Source organism: Alicyclobacillus fructus, assembly GCF_017329605.1.
GTDB lineage: Bacteria > Bacillota > Bacilli > Alicyclobacillales > Alicyclobacillaceae > Alicyclobacillus > Alicyclobacillus fructus.
Window position 1 is genome coordinate 1 of sequence record NZ_JAFMTY010000020.1, and the last position, 15,032, is coordinate 15,032.

At 62.2% G+C, this 15,032-nt stretch carries 10 protein-coding genes and 1 rRNA gene; 10 read left to right on the forward strand and 1 reads right to left on the reverse strand.

The genetic code is table 11. From position 1 onward, the window contains the following. The 10 genes from rrf to hprK form a co-directional block, all read left to right on the forward strand. Nucleotides 1-94 (forward strand): 5S ribosomal RNA (rrf, locus tag J3481_RS10580); the annotation flags it as partial. 783 nt (nt 95-877) lie between these two features. Continuing rightward, the gene (gene menC / locus J3481_RS10585; protein WP_206832127.1) at nt 878-2,011 is read left to right on the forward strand and encodes an o-succinylbenzoate synthase; all 1,134 of its coding nucleotides are present in this window, start codon (nt 878-880) and stop codon (nt 2,009-2,011) included. A gap of 174 nt (nt 2,012-2,185) precedes the next feature. Next, entirely contained in the window at nt 2,186-2,872 is a 687-nt protein-coding gene (gene ftsE / locus J3481_RS10590; protein WP_206832126.1) for a cell division ATP-binding protein FtsE, read from the forward strand. Then, on the forward strand, nt 2,862-3,752 hold the full coding sequence (ftsX, locus tag J3481_RS10595) for a permease-like cell division protein FtsX (RefSeq protein ID WP_206832125.1): 891 nt from the start codon (nt 2,862-2,864) through the stop codon (nt 3,750-3,752). The genes ftsE and ftsX overlap by 11 nt, the downstream gene beginning before the upstream one ends. 40 nt (nt 3,753-3,792) lie before the next feature. Next, entirely contained in the window at nt 3,793-5,067 is a 1,275-nt protein-coding gene (locus tag J3481_RS10600; RefSeq protein ID WP_206832124.1) for a PDZ domain-containing protein, read from the forward strand. Between the two features lie 31 nt (nt 5,068-5,098). After that, nucleotides 5,099-5,896 (forward strand): flagellar motor protein, encoded by a 798-nt coding sequence (locus J3481_RS10605; RefSeq protein ID WP_206832123.1) that lies wholly within the window; start codon nt 5,099-5,101, stop codon nt 5,894-5,896. Next, the gene (locus J3481_RS10610; protein ID WP_206832122.1) at nt 5,874-6,689 is read left to right on the forward strand and encodes a flagellar motor protein MotB; all 816 of its coding nucleotides are present in this window, start codon (nt 5,874-5,876) and stop codon (nt 6,687-6,689) included. Before J3481_RS10605 ends, J3481_RS10610 begins: the two co-directional genes overlap by 23 nt. Nucleotides 6,690-7,376: 687 nt before the next feature. Continuing rightward, nucleotides 7,377-9,329 carry an excinuclease ABC subunit UvrB gene (gene uvrB, locus J3481_RS10615; protein ID WP_236011563.1) on the forward strand — a complete coding sequence of 651 codons (1,953 nt, stop codon included), beginning with the start codon at nt 7,377-7,379 and terminating at the stop codon, nt 9,327-9,329. 25 nt (nt 9,330-9,354) lie between these two features. Continuing rightward, nucleotides 9,355-12,228 carry an excinuclease ABC subunit UvrA gene (uvrA, locus tag J3481_RS10620; protein WP_206832120.1) on the forward strand — a complete coding sequence of 958 codons (2,874 nt, stop codon included), beginning with the start codon at nt 9,355-9,357 and terminating at the stop codon, nt 12,226-12,228. Between the two features lie 27 nt (nt 12,229-12,255). Next, complete coding sequence (gene hprK, locus J3481_RS10625) at nt 12,256-13,203, forward strand: HPr(Ser) kinase/phosphatase (protein WP_012809841.1); 948 nt, start codon at nt 12,256-12,258, stop codon at nt 13,201-13,203. Nucleotides 13,204-13,288: 85 nt separating this feature from the next. On the opposite strand, the gene argS is transcribed toward hprK, so the two are convergent. After that, nucleotides 13,289-14,995, reverse strand: a complete 1,707-nt coding sequence (gene argS, locus J3481_RS10630) for an arginine--tRNA ligase (RefSeq protein ID WP_206832119.1) — start codon at nt 14,993-14,995, stop codon at nt 13,289-13,291. Between the last annotated feature and the right edge of the window lie 37 nt (nt 14,996-15,032).

Consider the following 15,032-nt stretch of genomic DNA (forward strand, 5'->3'; position numbering starts at 1 on the left):
AACACCCGTACCCATCCCGAACACGGACGTGAAGACCTCCAGCGCCGAGAATACTGGGAGGGAAGCCTCCTGGGAAGGTAGGTCGTTGCCAGGCGAGAGAACAAGGTCAGGCACCCATCTGCCTGGCCTTTTGTCGTATTTGCGGCCGTTCAGGCACACGTGTCGCTCCTCGCGCGTACGCTGTCGTCAAGGGGCGATCCGGCGTGCGTCCGCTGACACCTCTCCAGCAAAATACGCTCACCAACGACATCAACACCCGCGTGACACAGATCAACACCGCGGTGACGATGCTGAACACCGCGCTCATGCTCGTGTCCATCGGGCTCTCTTGGTACGCCTTCCGAGTCGCCAAGAAATCGACCGGGACGTCGACAACCCCCTCGCGTCGGAGCAGGATCCCGTCTCCGCAAGTGCGCCGCAATGGATCTCGCCCTCTGCGCGCACCCCGCCGACGGACCACACGTAAGCCCGCCAACTGAGCGGTTTTCGCAGAACGGCAACGGCTGGCGACGGGGACAGGTCGGTCCTGCGCCGCGTCCCGTTCTGTCGACGAATCACGTTCGTCGAGCCCCCCACTGCCCACCAACCCGCTCGCAGCTGCTCTCGCCATCCAGTGCACCCAGTCGGCCAATTTGTTTCCAAATCTCAGGTATATCCTTCCTTTCTCTTGCTCGCATAAGCCCCCATCCCCCACTCCTCTGAAGCGAAGTACCCAAAGGGGGCGAGCAGATCTGCAGGCCGAAGGCCGAAGCCCTGCTCGCCCCCTTTGGGACGAAGCCCCTTTTGGTACGAAGCCCCTTGCAACTCTGCCTCCGTTGCGATATACCTCTGAAATGACTCGGGATGGTTCCCGCCACTCCATACGAGGAGTTTCCGTATGATCCAGACCTGTGTTCTGCACCGCGTGTCACTCCCGCTCAAACTGCCCATGCATACCGCGCACGGCCACGTCCGGGAGAAACAAGCCATTCTTGTTCAACTCATCGACGCCGACGGCATCGAGGGCTGGGCGGAGTGTGTGGCGCTGGCGGAACCCACATACACCGAAGAATGCACAGACACCGCGTGGGTCGTTCTCACTCGTCACCTCATTCCCCGCTTCGCCCGCTGGCTGCGCCAGGCGCCTCAGCCGATTCATCCTAGCCGGGCGGGCGAGGCGTTTGACGACGTGCGCGGTCATCTCATGAGCCGCGCTGCCGTCGAGATGGCGGTCTGGGATTGGTATGCCGCGAGAACGGGACAACCTCTGGTGGACCTGCTCGGCGGCGGGCGGGATCGCGTTGAGGTAGGCGCCACGCTCGGCATGTCCGATTCGCTGGATCTGCTCGCTGAGGCCGCAGATGCGATGGTCGAACAAGGCTTCCGCAGGGTGAAGCTGAAGATTGCCCCAGGGCGCGATCACGCCCCCATCCAGGCGATCCGCACGCGCCATCCCCACCTGGCGATGGCGGCGGACGCAAACGGGAGCTATCGTCCTGAAGATCTCCGGGGCCTTCGGGAACTCGACGGCTACAACCTGCAGTTCATCGAGCAGCCGCTTCCTGAAGACGATTGGTTCGATCTCGCCGAGCTGCAAGCAGACCTGCAAACGCCCATTTGCCTAGACGAAAGCATCCGATCGGAACGAGAGCTTCGACTCGCGGCGCGCTTGGGTGCGGCTCGCGTCCTGAACGTCAAACCAGGGCGCTTGGGCGGTTTCGGTCCCGTCCTGCGCGCGCTTCGAGCCGCGGAGCAAGCGGGTATGGCGGCTTGGGTCGGGGGCATGTACGAAACCGGGATTGGGAGAGTGCACGGCTTGATCACGGCCGCCTTGCCGCAGATGCGGTATGCGACCGATCTCGGCCCGAGCCATCGGTACTTTGAACAAGACCTTCTGAAGGAGCCGATTGGATTCGCGGAGCCGGGGATGATCGAGGTGCCTCGGTGCGCCGGTTTGGCGGAGCGGGTCGATCGCGCCGCCGTGCACCGCTTCACCACGGCCACCTGGAGGGCCGATTTGACGAGCTTCTGAATCAAGTTCGCATCTTGGACACCATTTGCCAACAGGATTTTTGACGTGCCTTGTCGAAGTGGGTCACTATGTGTCATGGGGGTCGAATGCGCTTCGGGGCGTTGGTCGAATGCAGAGAGACGAGAGAGACGAACGACGGTCACTACATCATGGGATAAGGGGTAGATCCGTACAGTGATTGAAATGCAGGACGTCTGGAAGGAGTATCCCAACGGGACCCAGGCCCTGAATGGCATTTCGGTTCGCATTCAGAAGGGCGAGTTTGTGTACATCGTCGGACCGAGTGGAGCCGGAAAGTCGACCTTCATCAAGCTGATGTACCGCGAGGAGCGACCCACGCGCGGTCACATCTTCATCAACGGATTTAACATCGAGAAATTGAAGGATCGCAAAATCCCCCTGTTGCGCCGGACCATCGGGGTGGTCTTTCAAGATTTCAAACTGCTTCCGAAGCTGACGGCGGCGGAGAACGTCGCGTTTGCGCTGGAGGTGATCGGCGCACCGCCCAAGTACATTCGCAAGCGGGTGCGGGAAGTCCTCGAACAGGTGGGGCTGGAAGACAAGATGAACATGTATCCGCATCAGCTGTCGGGCGGCGAGCAGCAGCGCGTGGCTGTGGCGAGATCGCTCGCCAACAATCCGTCGGTTCTCATCGCGGACGAGCCCACAGGCAACCTGGATCCGGACACGTCGTGGGACGTGATGCGCCTTTTTCAGCGGATCAACGATCTCGGCACGACCATCGTGATGGCGACGCACAACCGCGAGATTGTGAACACCATGCGCAAGCGCGTCATTGCGATTGAGAACGGCGTGATCGTGCGAGACGAGGAGAAAGGGTATTACGGCTATGATGACTAGGTGGTTGCGGCACGTGCGCGAGGGATTCAAAAACGTCATTCGCAACGGTTGGATGTCATTTGCGGCGTTGAGCGCCGTGATCGTGACGTTGGCGGTGCTGGGCTTTTCGCTCATCCTCACCTTCAACGTGGCCCAGATGTCGAACAGCGTGACGGGACAGCTCGAGTTCAGCGCCTTTTTGAACGTGAACGCGTCGGAAAAGCAGGGTCAGCAGGTGGCGCAAGAGATTCGCGCCCTTCCGGGCGTCGCGTCGGTTCAGGTGATCTCCAAAAACGAAGGGCTTCAGCAGATGAAGCAAGAGCTGGGTCAAGAACTGAGCGACGTGCTGAACGCCTTCAAGGAAAATCCGCTTCCAATCCAAATCGTGGTGAAACCGCAGGATCCGCATCAGATCGACCGATTGGCCAAAGAGGTGAGCGAGATCCCAGGCGTCGCGGCCGTGCGCGATCCGCACAAGCTCGCGGCGGCCATCTTCCGCACCTTGGCCGTCGTGAGAGACGTCGGGATCGTGTTCGTGGTGGGGCTTGTGGTCACGTCCATGTTCCTCATCTCGAACACCATTCGCATGACCATCTTTCACCGCCGAAGAGAGATCGAGATCATGAAGCTGGTCGGCGCGACCAACTGGTTCATCCGCTGGCCGTTCATCATTGAGGGCATGATCATCGGTCTGGTCGGCAGCGTGATCCCTGTGGTGCTGTTGGTGTACGGGTATCGCTCGCTGTATGTCAAGGCGAAGGGCGTGTTCAGCGGGCTGGCGTTTCCGCTCGTTCAGGCGGGTCAGATCGAGGTCAAGCTTGCGGTGATTCTCATCGCCACGGGGCTTTTGATCGGCATGTGGGGAGGCGTCATCACCGTTCGGCGCTTCCTGCGCGTGTAGCATGGCCTGTACCGCAGGCTGGAGAAAGGGATACGCTTCCATGCATGTGACGGCGAATGGCTGGTGGGCGCTCGTTGGCCTGCTCCTCCTCACCTTCATCCTGAATCCCTATCACTACTTGGCGACAGGTTTCGTCATTTGGGACCTGGTGAGAAACGTGCGTCGCGAGCGCGCGTGGTTCGGCGTTCGCGTCACGCGGATCGGCAAGACGCTCGTCCTGAGGTACGCGAGAGCTATCGCCGTGGGCTTTGGCGCAAGTCTCGCGTTGCTCGCGGCAGGCGCGACCGTGACGTTTTCGTCCGCGCTGTATGTGTTTGCCGTGTCGATTGTGCTCGGCGTGATCCGATCACGGCTGGCCGCGGCGCCCATGGCCATCTCGGTGTCCGTGATTGTGTCCTGGTTGGCGCGAGCGTACCACGGAGCCGTGCCCGCAAGCCTCCTGCCGGCCTGGCGGGCCGTCGCAGGTATGCCCGAGGCGAATTGGCTTGCCATTGCCGCCGCTGCGGCACTGGCTGAGGCGGTGCTCGGGTTCTGGGGGACGCGGGACGCCGTGTTGCCCGCCCTCGTCACATCGCGGCGCGGCCGCCGGATGGGCGCAATGAAGCTTCAGTTTGGCTATGTGGTTCCCGTGGCCGTTTGGATCACGCCATTGGCCCGGCCGGAGGTTGCGTTTTCCTCGGGCTGGCACCCCTGGCACGTCGCTTTCGGCCAGTCCCTCGAATGCTTCGCCGTGCCGCTGGCGCTCGGCTGGCATGCGCTCTTGACCTCGATGAACGTGGAACGGGCGTTGTCGTACCTGCGCTGGTTCGATCTGCTCCGAGCCGTGATCCTGGCCGCAGGCTTCGCGGGGGCGTATGTCTGGCGCCCGCAGGCCGCGCTCTATGCCGCCGCGGCCGTGATCGTCGCAACCGAGCTTTTTCGCTCCGCTGCGCGCCGAGCGGACAAGAGTTTGGAGCCGCGCTTTGCCCCGGATACGCGCGGGCTTCGCGTCTTATACGTGATCCGCGGTTCGCTCGCCGAGCGGCTCGGCATTCGGCCGGGCGAGCTCATCACGCATGTCAACCAGGCGCCTGTGCACACGGAGTACGACTTTCACTTCGCGCTCGAACAAAACCCGGCGTATGCGCGCTTTCAGATCACGGACGATCACGGCGAACCTCGCCTGGTGTCGAGCCCCGTGTTCGAAGGAGAGCGCCACAATCTTGGGCTTATCTTCGTCCTGCCAGGAGAAGAGCCGGCGCTTCGCCTGAAACGCCCCTTCGGCTTTCTTGAGACGCTGTATCTGCGGGTCTTGGGCGGCCGTGAGGCGCAGTGATCCATTTCGATTGTAGAGGGAGGCATTTCGCATGGATCTCGCAACGGTACTCGGATTGCTCCTTGGCATCGCGGGACTCCTAGGAGGGTACATCCTCGACAAGGGCAACATCGCTGCCCTCATTCAGCCGTCCGCCATGATGATTGTCTTCGGCGGCACGTTGGGCGCGACGATGCTCTCGAGCCCCCTCAAAGCGTTCCTGGCCCTGCCGAAGTACCTGCGGATCGCCTTCTTCGCGCCTAAGCGCGACCCGCGCGCCCAGATCGACCAATTGGTCGATCTCGCCGTCATGGCCCGCCGCGAAGGCATTCTCGCGCTGGAGGACCACGTCAATTCGTTCGACGACGCATTCATGCGCAACGGCGTTCGGCTCATCGTGGATGGGATTGATCCGGAGCTCGTCAAAGACATGCTGCAGACGGAGCTGGCGCATATCGAGGAACGGCACGAGGTCGGCATCAACATGTTCGAGGCGGCTGGCGGCTTCGCGCCGACCATGGGCATCATCGGCACCGTCATGGGCTTGGTGCACGTGCTCGGCAGCCTCAGCGACGTGAGCACGCTCGGGCCCGAGATTGCGACGGCGTTCATCGCGACCCTGTATGGTGTCGCGAGCGCAAACATCTTCTGGCTGCCCGTCGCCAACAAGCTGCGGGCGCGATCGCAGGAGGAGATGCTCGAGCGCGAGATGACGCTGGAGGGGATTCTCTCCATCCAGGCCGGCGAGAATCCAAACGTGCTGCGGCAAAAGCTTTTGTCGTTCCTCGCGGCGTCCGACCGCGAGGAAAAGAAGGCGGGGGTTCAGAGTGGAGCGGCCCAAGAAGCCTAAGAGGAAACAGAACCACGAGCGCTGGCTGGTCACGTATTCCGATCTCATCACGCTGCTCCTCGTGTTTTTTGTGGTCATGTTCGCGATGTCGACGATCGACAAGACGCGTTTCGCCACGCTGGCGGAGTCGCTCTATCAAGCGCTCCATCCCGGCCAGCAGATCCCGCTCAACATGGGGACCACGGCGCTTTTGGAAAGCGGAGATCAGAACAACGGTCAGCAGTTTCCCGACAACCTTCAGAATCCGAACAACCCTGCCAACAGTACGAAGCAAAATCAGCAGTCCAGCGAGGACTTGAACGACGCCAAGCAGCTCGATCTGCTGTATCGAGAGATTCAGCAGTATATCGCCAACCACCACCTGTCGGGCGAAGTCCAGGTCGTCGACGAGGCGCGCGGCGTACAGATCACGATGCGCGACGTGGCGCTCTTCAACACGGGGCAGGCCGTGTTGCTGCCAAAGGCCCGGGCCATTATCGAAGGGTTGGTGCCCTTCTTCAAGCAGATTTCGAACGACGTTGTCGTCGAGGGCTACACGGACACGCAGCCCATCAGCACGCCTGTCTACCCATCGAACTGGGAATTGTCCGCCGCACGCGCCATGAGCGTGGTGCGTTTTTTGGCCGATCACGGCATCAATCCAACTCGCCTGGCGGGCATGGGCTACGGCCAGTACCATCCCGTCGCGTCCAACGCAACGCCGGCAGGGCGTCAGGCGAACCGCCGGGTGAACATCGTCATTCTTCGCAAGATGTACGCCCCTGGCACCGCACCCGCTCTACCCACGAACTAACCCGGTCCCACCCCGCGTTGGGACCGGGCGAGCTTCTCGCGAGCGAGCGCATCTGCAGGCCGAAGGCCGAAGCTGCGTGAGGGAGAGGAGTGAGGCTCACCGTTCCAACGCGAGAACCCGCCCCATTCCGCCGAGTCCCCGGCTCTAATGTCACAGTGGCGAAGCTTCACTCGAGCGAGCGCATCTGCAGGCCGAGCGCCGTGCGAGCGAGAGGAGTGAGGCTCACCGTTCCGACACGAGAACCCGCATTATTCCGGCGAGCCCCCGGCTCTAATGTCACAGTGGCGAAGCTTCACTCGAGCGAGCGCATCTGCAGGCCGACCGCCGTGCGAGCGAGAGAAGTGAGGCTCACCGTTCCCACACGCGAACTTGCCACGTTCCGCCGAGTCCCCGGCTCTAATGTCACAGTGGCGAAGCTTCTCGCGAGCGAGCGCATCTGCAGGCCGAAGGCCGAAGCCGCGCGAGCGAGAGAGAAGCGAAGCCTTTTTGCACCCCTCCCAGCCGATTTCTTATAATGAACACGGATCACATGATACTGACGGATGGTCAACTTCGAGGGAACGTGTGTTCCCTTTTTCTTGTTTGATGTGGTACAGTGAAAGTGTGCATTCCCGTCCACGGGTGAGCTGTGAGCAAGGAGGGCGAACCGTGTCCCAGTTACCCGGTAAATTTGAGCTCGTCACGGACATGAAACCCCAGGGCGATCAGCCTCAGGCCATTGAGGCGCTCGTCGATGGGGTGTACAGCGGCCTCCGCCACCAGACGCTGCTCGGCGTGACGGGATCGGGCAAGACGTTTACCATGGCCAACATCATCGCGGAGGTCAACCGTCCGACGCTGGTCATCGCGCACAACAAGACGCTTGCAGCGCAGTTGGCGGCGGAGTTCCGCGCGTTCTTTCCAAACAACGCAGTCGAGTATTTCGTGAGTTACTACGACTACTACCAGCCAGAGGCGTACATTCCGTCCACGGACACGTACATCGAAAAGGACGCAAAGATCAACGATGAAATCGACAAGTTGCGCCATTCCGCCACGGCGGCCATCCTGGAGCGAAACGACGTCCTGGTGGTCGCAAGCGTTTCTGCCATCTACGGCCTCGGCAATCCTGAGGAGTACAGGCATCACGTGCTCTCCCTGCGCGTCGGGGCGGTGATGGATCGAAATCAGATGCTGCGCAAGTTGGTGGACATGCAATACACCCGCAACGACATCAACTTCACGCGGGGCACGTTCAGAGTGCGCGGCGATGTCGTCGAGATCTTCCCCGCGTCGCGCGACGAAAACGCCATTCGCGTCGAGTTCTTCGGCGACGAGATCGACCGAATCTCCGAGATCAACGTGTTGACGGGCGAAGTGGTGGCTCGGAGATCGCACTTCAGCGTGTTTCCTGCGTCGCACTACGTCACGTCGCGCGAGCGGCTGGAGCGAGCCATCGAACGCATCCGCGCGGAGTTGGACGAGCGACTGGCGGAACTGCGCGCTCAGGGCAAGCTGTTGGAAGCGCAGCGGCTCGAGCAGCGCACCAACTACGACATCGAGATGATGCTCGAGATGGGGTTTTGCTCAGGGATCGAGAACTACTCGCGCCATCTCGAGGGGCGCGAGGCCGGCGAGCCCCCGTACACGCTTCTCGACTATTTTCCGCCCGGCTTCCTGACGTTCATCGACGAGTCGCACGTGACCATCCCGCAGTTGCGCGGAATGTACAACGGCGATCGCAGCCGCAAGCTGACGCTGATCGAGCATGGCTTTCGTTTGCCGTCGGCGGCCGACAACCGTCCGCTGAAATTCGAAGAGTTTGAGCAGGCGGTCGGGCAGTGTATTTACGTGAGCGCGACGCCAGGGCCGTACGAGCAGCAGCACCAGCAGCGGATTGTCGAGCAGATCATCCGCCCGACCGGCCTGGTGGATCCCGAGATCCACGTCCGGCCGATCAAGGGGCAGATCGACGATCTCGTCGGCGAAATCCGCGAGCGCATTCGCCGCGACGAGCGCGTCCTCGTGACCACGCTGACCAAAAAGATGGCGGAAGATCTCACCGATTATCTGAAAGAGCTCGGCATCAAGGTGCGCTACCTGCATTCCGACATCAAGACCATCGAACGGATGGTCATTTTGCGGGACCTGCGGCGGGGCGTGTTTGACGTTCTCGTGGGGATCAACCTGTTGCGCGAGGGCTTGGACCTGCCCGAGGTCTCGCTCGTCGCCATTTTGGACGCGGACAAGGAAGGGTTCCTGCGCTCGCACACTTCGCTCATTCAGACCATCGGACGGGCGGCGCGCAACGCGAACGGGACGGTCATCATGTATGCCGACACCATCACGGAGTCGATGCGAATTGCCATTGAGGAGACCGAGCGCCGGCGCCAGAAACAAATCGCGTACAACCGCGAGCACGGGATCACGCCGCAGACGGTGCGCAAAGCGGTGCGAGACGTGATCGAGTCCACCAAAGTGGCGGAGTCCGAAGAGGACTACGTGGCCGTTGCGGAGCAGGCCCAAAAGTTGTCGGGCCGCGAGCGCAAGGAACTCATCGAGAAGCTGGAGCAGGAGATGAAGGAGGCCGCCAAGGCGTTGGAGTTTGAGCGGGCGGCCCAATTGCGCGACATGATTATGGAACTCATGGACGCGTCGTGAGGCGCGAAGGAAGAAGGAAGACGGCATGCCACAGGATTTTATCCACGTGCGCGGCGCGCGCGTGCACAATCTGAAGAACATCGACGTGAAAATCCCGCGCGACAAGTTCGTCGTGATCACCGGCCTCAGCGGGTCGGGCAAGTCGTCGCTCGCCTTCGACACCATCTACGCCGAGGGTCAGCGGCGCTACGTGGAGTCGCTTTCGGCCTATGCCCGCCAGTTTCTCGGCCAGATGGACAAGCCGGATGTCGACGCCATCGATGGGCTGTCGCCCGCCATCTCCATCGATCAAAAGACGACGAGCCGCAATCCGCGATCGACCGTCGGCACGGTGACGGAGATCTACGACTATCTCCGCTTGCTGTACGCCCGAGTGGGCCAGCCGTTTTGTCCCAACTGTGACATCCCGATTCAATCTCAGACCGTGGAGCAGATGGTCGATCGCGTCCTGCAACTTCCCGAGCGGACGAGGCTTCAGGTGCTCGCCCCGATTGTGCGCGGGCGAAAAGGCGAACATCAACGGGTGTTCGAGCAGATGCGGAAGCAGGGCTTTGTTCGCGTGCGCGTCGACGGCGAGGTGCGCGATCTCGACGAGGACATTCAACTGGAGAAAAACCGCAAGCACACGATTGAGGTCGTGGTCGATCGCCTGGTCGTGCGCGACGACATCGGGAGCCGGCTGGCCGATTCGCTCGAGACGGCGCTCGGGCTGGCGGGCGGCATCGCCGTTGTGGACGTGATCGACGGGGAGGAAATGCTGTTCAGCCAGAACGCGGCCTGCCCGCACTGCGGTTTCTCCGTCGACGAGCTCGCGCCGCGCATGTTCTCGTTCAACAGCCCGTTTGGCGCGTGCGAGACATGCTTCGGCCTCGGCGTCAACCTGGAAGTGGACGAGCAGCTCGTCATTCCGAATCCTTCGCTCACCATCGAAGAAGGGGCCATCGCGCCTTGGAGCGGATCGTTCTCGAATTACTACCCGGAACTCCTGCGAGCCGCCTGCAAGGCGTTCGGCATTCCCACGGACGTGCCCGTTCGCGAGCTGCCGGAGGAGTCGATTCAGCTGTTGTTGCGAGGCAACGGGGCACCGATTCGCTTTTCGTATGAGAATGACTTCGGGCAGCACAAGACAGCTCACATCCCTTTTGAAGGTGTGATTCCGAATCTGGAGCGGCGCTATCGCGAGTCGACGTCCGAGTCCATCCGCGAGTTCATCGAATCGTTCATGAGCGCGAAGCCGTGCCCCGCCTGCCATGGCCGCCGCCTGAAGCCGCAGAGTCTGGCGGTGCGCGTGGGAGGCAAGAACATCGCGGAAGTGACCGAGATGACGGTCAGCGAGGCGCTCGAGTTTTTCCGCGGCTTGTCGCTTTCTGAGAAGGAGATGCACATCGCCCGCCAGATCCTCAAGGAGATCGAGAGCAGGCTCGGTTTTCTGCGCGACGTCGGGCTTGACTATCTCACCTTGGCGCGATCGGCCGGCACCCTGTCGGGCGGCGAAGCGCAACGGATCCGGCTCGCCACGCAACTCGGCTCGTCGCTGATGGGCGTATTGTACATCCTCGACGAACCGAGCATCGGCCTGCATCAACGGGACAACGAGCGGTTGATCCGCACGCTCGAGCACATGCGCGATCTCGGCAACACGCTGATCGTTGTCGAGCACGACGAGGATACGATGCTTGCAGCCGATCACATCATCGACATGGGGCCCGGCGCGGGGATTCACGGCGGCGAGGTCGTCGCGCAGGGCACGCCGGCCGAGATCATGGAAAATCCCGTGTCGCTGACGGGCCAGTATCTGTCCGGCAGGCGCTTCATCCCGTTGCCGGAGGAGCGCCGCAAGCCGGACGGACGCTGGCTGGAAGTGCGCGGTGCGCGGGAAAACAACCTGAAGAACATCGATGTCCGCATTCCCATCGGATTGTTCACCTGCGTCACGGGCGTCTCTGGATCGGGCAAGTCGACGCTCGTCAACGAGATCGTGCACAAGGCGCTGGCGCGGGATTTGAACCGGGCCCGCGTGAAGCCCGGCGATCACGACGCCATCCTGGGGCTCGAGCACCTGGACAAGGTCGTGGACATCGACCAGTCGCCCATCGGCCGGACGCCGCGATCGAACCCCGCCACGTACACGGGCGTGTTCGACGACATCCGGGATCTGTTTGCGGCGACGAACGAAGCGAAGATGCGGGGCTACAAAAAGGGCCGCTTCTCCTTCAACGTGCGCGGCGGGCGCTGCGAGGCCTGCAAGGGAGACGGGATCATCAAAATCGAGATGCACTTTCTCCCGGATGTGTATGTGCCGTGCGAGGTCTGCAAGGGCAAGCGGTACAACCGGGAGACCCTCGAGGTGACCTTCAAGGGCAAGAACATCGCGGATGTGCTCGATATGACGGTCGAGGACGCGTGTGAGTTCTTTGAAAACATTCCCCGCATCCGGCGCCGGTTGCAGACCCTCGTGGACGTCGGGCTCGGGTACATCAAGCTCGGCCAGCCCGCCACCACGCTGTCGGGCGGCGAGGCCCAGCGGGTGAAGTTGGCTTCGGAGTTGCACCGGCGCTCCAACGGCCGCACGCTGTACATCCTGGATGAGCCGACGACCGGACTGCACGTCGCCGACATCGAACGGCTGTTGACGGTGCTTCACCGGCTGGTGGACAATGGGGACACGGTGCTGGTGATTGAGCACAACCTGGACGTCATCAAGACGGCGGATTATCTGATCGATCTCGGCCCAGAAGGCGGCAGCCGCGGTGGGCAGGTGGTGGCGGCCGGGACGCCGGAGGAGATATGCCGGCATCCGCAATCGCACACCGGGCGGTTTCTGGGCCCCATCCTGGAGCGGGACCGGGCCCGGATGGCCGCGCGACGCGCGCTCAATCTGGAAGCCGCCCGCGACTGAGGAGCGCGGAGAAAGGAGGCCGGGACCGTGGCGAATCTTCGAGGCGTCAGCGTGCGGCAACTCGTGCGCGATCTCGATTTGCACGTGTTCAACGAGGACGCGGATTTGGATCGCATGATCTACACGCGCGACATCAACCGCCCGGGCCTCGCGCTCGCGGGTTACCTGCGCTATCATCCGGCCGAGCGCGTGCAGATCCTGGGGCGGACGGAGCTCTCGTTTCTTCGCGGTCTCAACGAAAAGGAGAGGGCGCTGCGCGCGTTCGCGTTCTGCTCGTACCAGCAGACGCCCTGCATCATCATCACGCGCGGCGATACGCCGCCGCCGGTGTTGTTGGAAGAAGCGGCCTCCCGCCGCATCCCTGTCCTCGGCACGCCCATGGTGACCACGCGCCTCACCGCGCGCATCTCGAACTATCTGGAGGATAAGCTGGCGCCCGAGACGCTTCAGCACGGGGTGCTCGTCGACGTCTACGGGATCGGCATTCTCATCATTGGCTCGAGCGGGATCGGCAAGAGCGAGACGGGGCTTGAGCTCATCAAGCGCGGGCACAGGCTCGTGGCGGACGACGCCGTGGTCATTCGGCAGATCTCAGACGACTATCTCGTCGGGAGTGCGCCGCCTTTGTTACAGAATCTCATCGAGATTCGCGGACTCGGCGTGCTGAACGCCATGACGCTGTTCGGAGCGGGCGCCGTGCGGACGCACAAGCGCATCTCGATGGTGGTCCATCTGGAGGCGTGGCGCGACAATCACGCGTACGATCGGCTGGGTATCGAAACGGAGACCATGAAGATTCTCGACATCGAGCTGCCGAAGGTGACGGTTCCGGTGCGGCCCGGGCGCAACCTCGCCGTCATCGTGGAGGTGGCCGCCATGAACTTCAGGCTCAAGGGCATGGGGCTCGACGCCGCGAAGCAGTTCGCGGCGGAGTTGGAGCAGATGATTGCGGCGCAGTCGGAGGGCAGCGCCTGAAGCGCGGCCGCGAGGGGGTCTCGAGCGCCGCGCGGATGCAGGTTGGTGAAGGTGAAATGAAAAGCGGCGGATGTCTCCGCCGCTTTTACATTTCTTCGGGTGCCTCGATGCCGAGGAGGTAGAGGGATTTCGCCAGCGCTTCGCGCAAGGCCCGCGTGAGAGCCAGCCGGCTTTGTCGCGCGGGATCTTCCGCCTGCAAGATGGGATGATCGTGGTAAAAGCGGTTGAACGCATGACACAGCTGCAGCGCGTAGCGGGCGATCACGGACGGATCGTACGCGTCTATGGCCCGCTCGAGCGACTCATTCGCCTGCGCGAGGAGGAACACGAGCGCCCACTCCGCGTCGTCAGGCTGGTAATCCGCGGCCCATTCCCACGCCATCGCGTCCGCTTCGGCCTTGCGAAGCACGCTTGAGGCGCGCGCGTGCGTGTACTGGACATAGGGCCCGGTCTCGCCGTCGAAGTTCAGGACGTCCTCGTACCGGAAGTCCACCTCGTGAATCCGGTACGTCTTGAGGTCGTTGAAAATCACCGCCCCGACGCCCACCTGGCGCGCGATCGCGTCCTTGTTCTCGAGGCCCGGATTCTTCTCCTCGATGATGGCGCGCGCCTCTTCGATGGCCTTGCGCAGCACGTCTTCCAGATAGACGACATGTCCGCGGCGCGTGGACAACCGCTGGCCGTTGAACTTCATCAGGCCGAACTGCACGTGCACGCAGTTCTTTGCGTAGTCCCGCCCCATGAGTTCGAGCACCTTGAACACCTGCTGGAAGTGCAGCTTTTGCTCTGCACCCACCACATACAGCAACGTGTCCGCGCCCAGCGCCTTGTGCCGGTAGTCGGCGGCGGCGAGATCGCGCGTCGCGTAAATCGACGTGCCGTCCGACTTCACGATGATGCAAGGCGGCATGTCGTACGCCGAGAGATCCACCACTTCCGCGCCCTGATCCTCGACCAGCAGGCCCTTCTCGCGCAGCTCCCGGACGATCGCGTCCATCTTGTCGTTGTAAAAGCTCTCACCGATGTAATGTTCAAACTCCACGCCGAGCAGATCATACACCTGCTTGAAGGCGCGCAGGCTTTCGTCGATAAACCATCGCCAGAGGCGCGTCGCCTCTGGATCGCCATCTTCAAGTTTCTTGAACCAAAGGCGACCCTCGTCTTCCAGTTCGGGCGACGATTCCGCCTCCTGGTGAAAGCGGACGTAGAGGCGGAACAGCTCCTTGACCGGATCCTTGCGCACCTCATCCTCGTTGCCCCATTTGAGGTACGCGGCGATGACTTTGCCAAACTGCGTGCCCCAGTCGCCGAGGTGATTGACCCCTTCGACCTTCCACCCGTCTTCGCGCATCATGCGCTTGAGCGCGTGGCCGATGATGGTGGAACGGAGATGGCCGACGCCAAACGGCTTTGCGATGTTCGGCGACGAATAGTCAATCACGGCCGTGCGTCCGCGCCCGCGCTCCTGCGAGAACAACCCGTGCACCGACGAAATGGCCTGTCCCACCACCTGCGCTGCAAACGGGGCCCGCGCCAGCCGGATGTTCAGGAAGCCCTTTTCGGCCTCGGCAGTTTCCACGCCTGCCGCTTCGCGGACGCGCGCCGCGAGTTCTTCGGCGATCTGCGCGGGATTTTTCCGCATCTCCCTTGCGAACTGGAAACAGGGCAGGGCGAGATCGCCAAGCGACGGATTCGGCGGGTATTCCAACATGCGGGCGATCTCGTCGACCGGTCGCGCGACGACCTCTGCGATGGCTTGTGCGATGGCCCGTTTGACTGATTTCACGTTCATCCCCCTGTACAGTCCTCCAAACGTGTCTATTCATTAT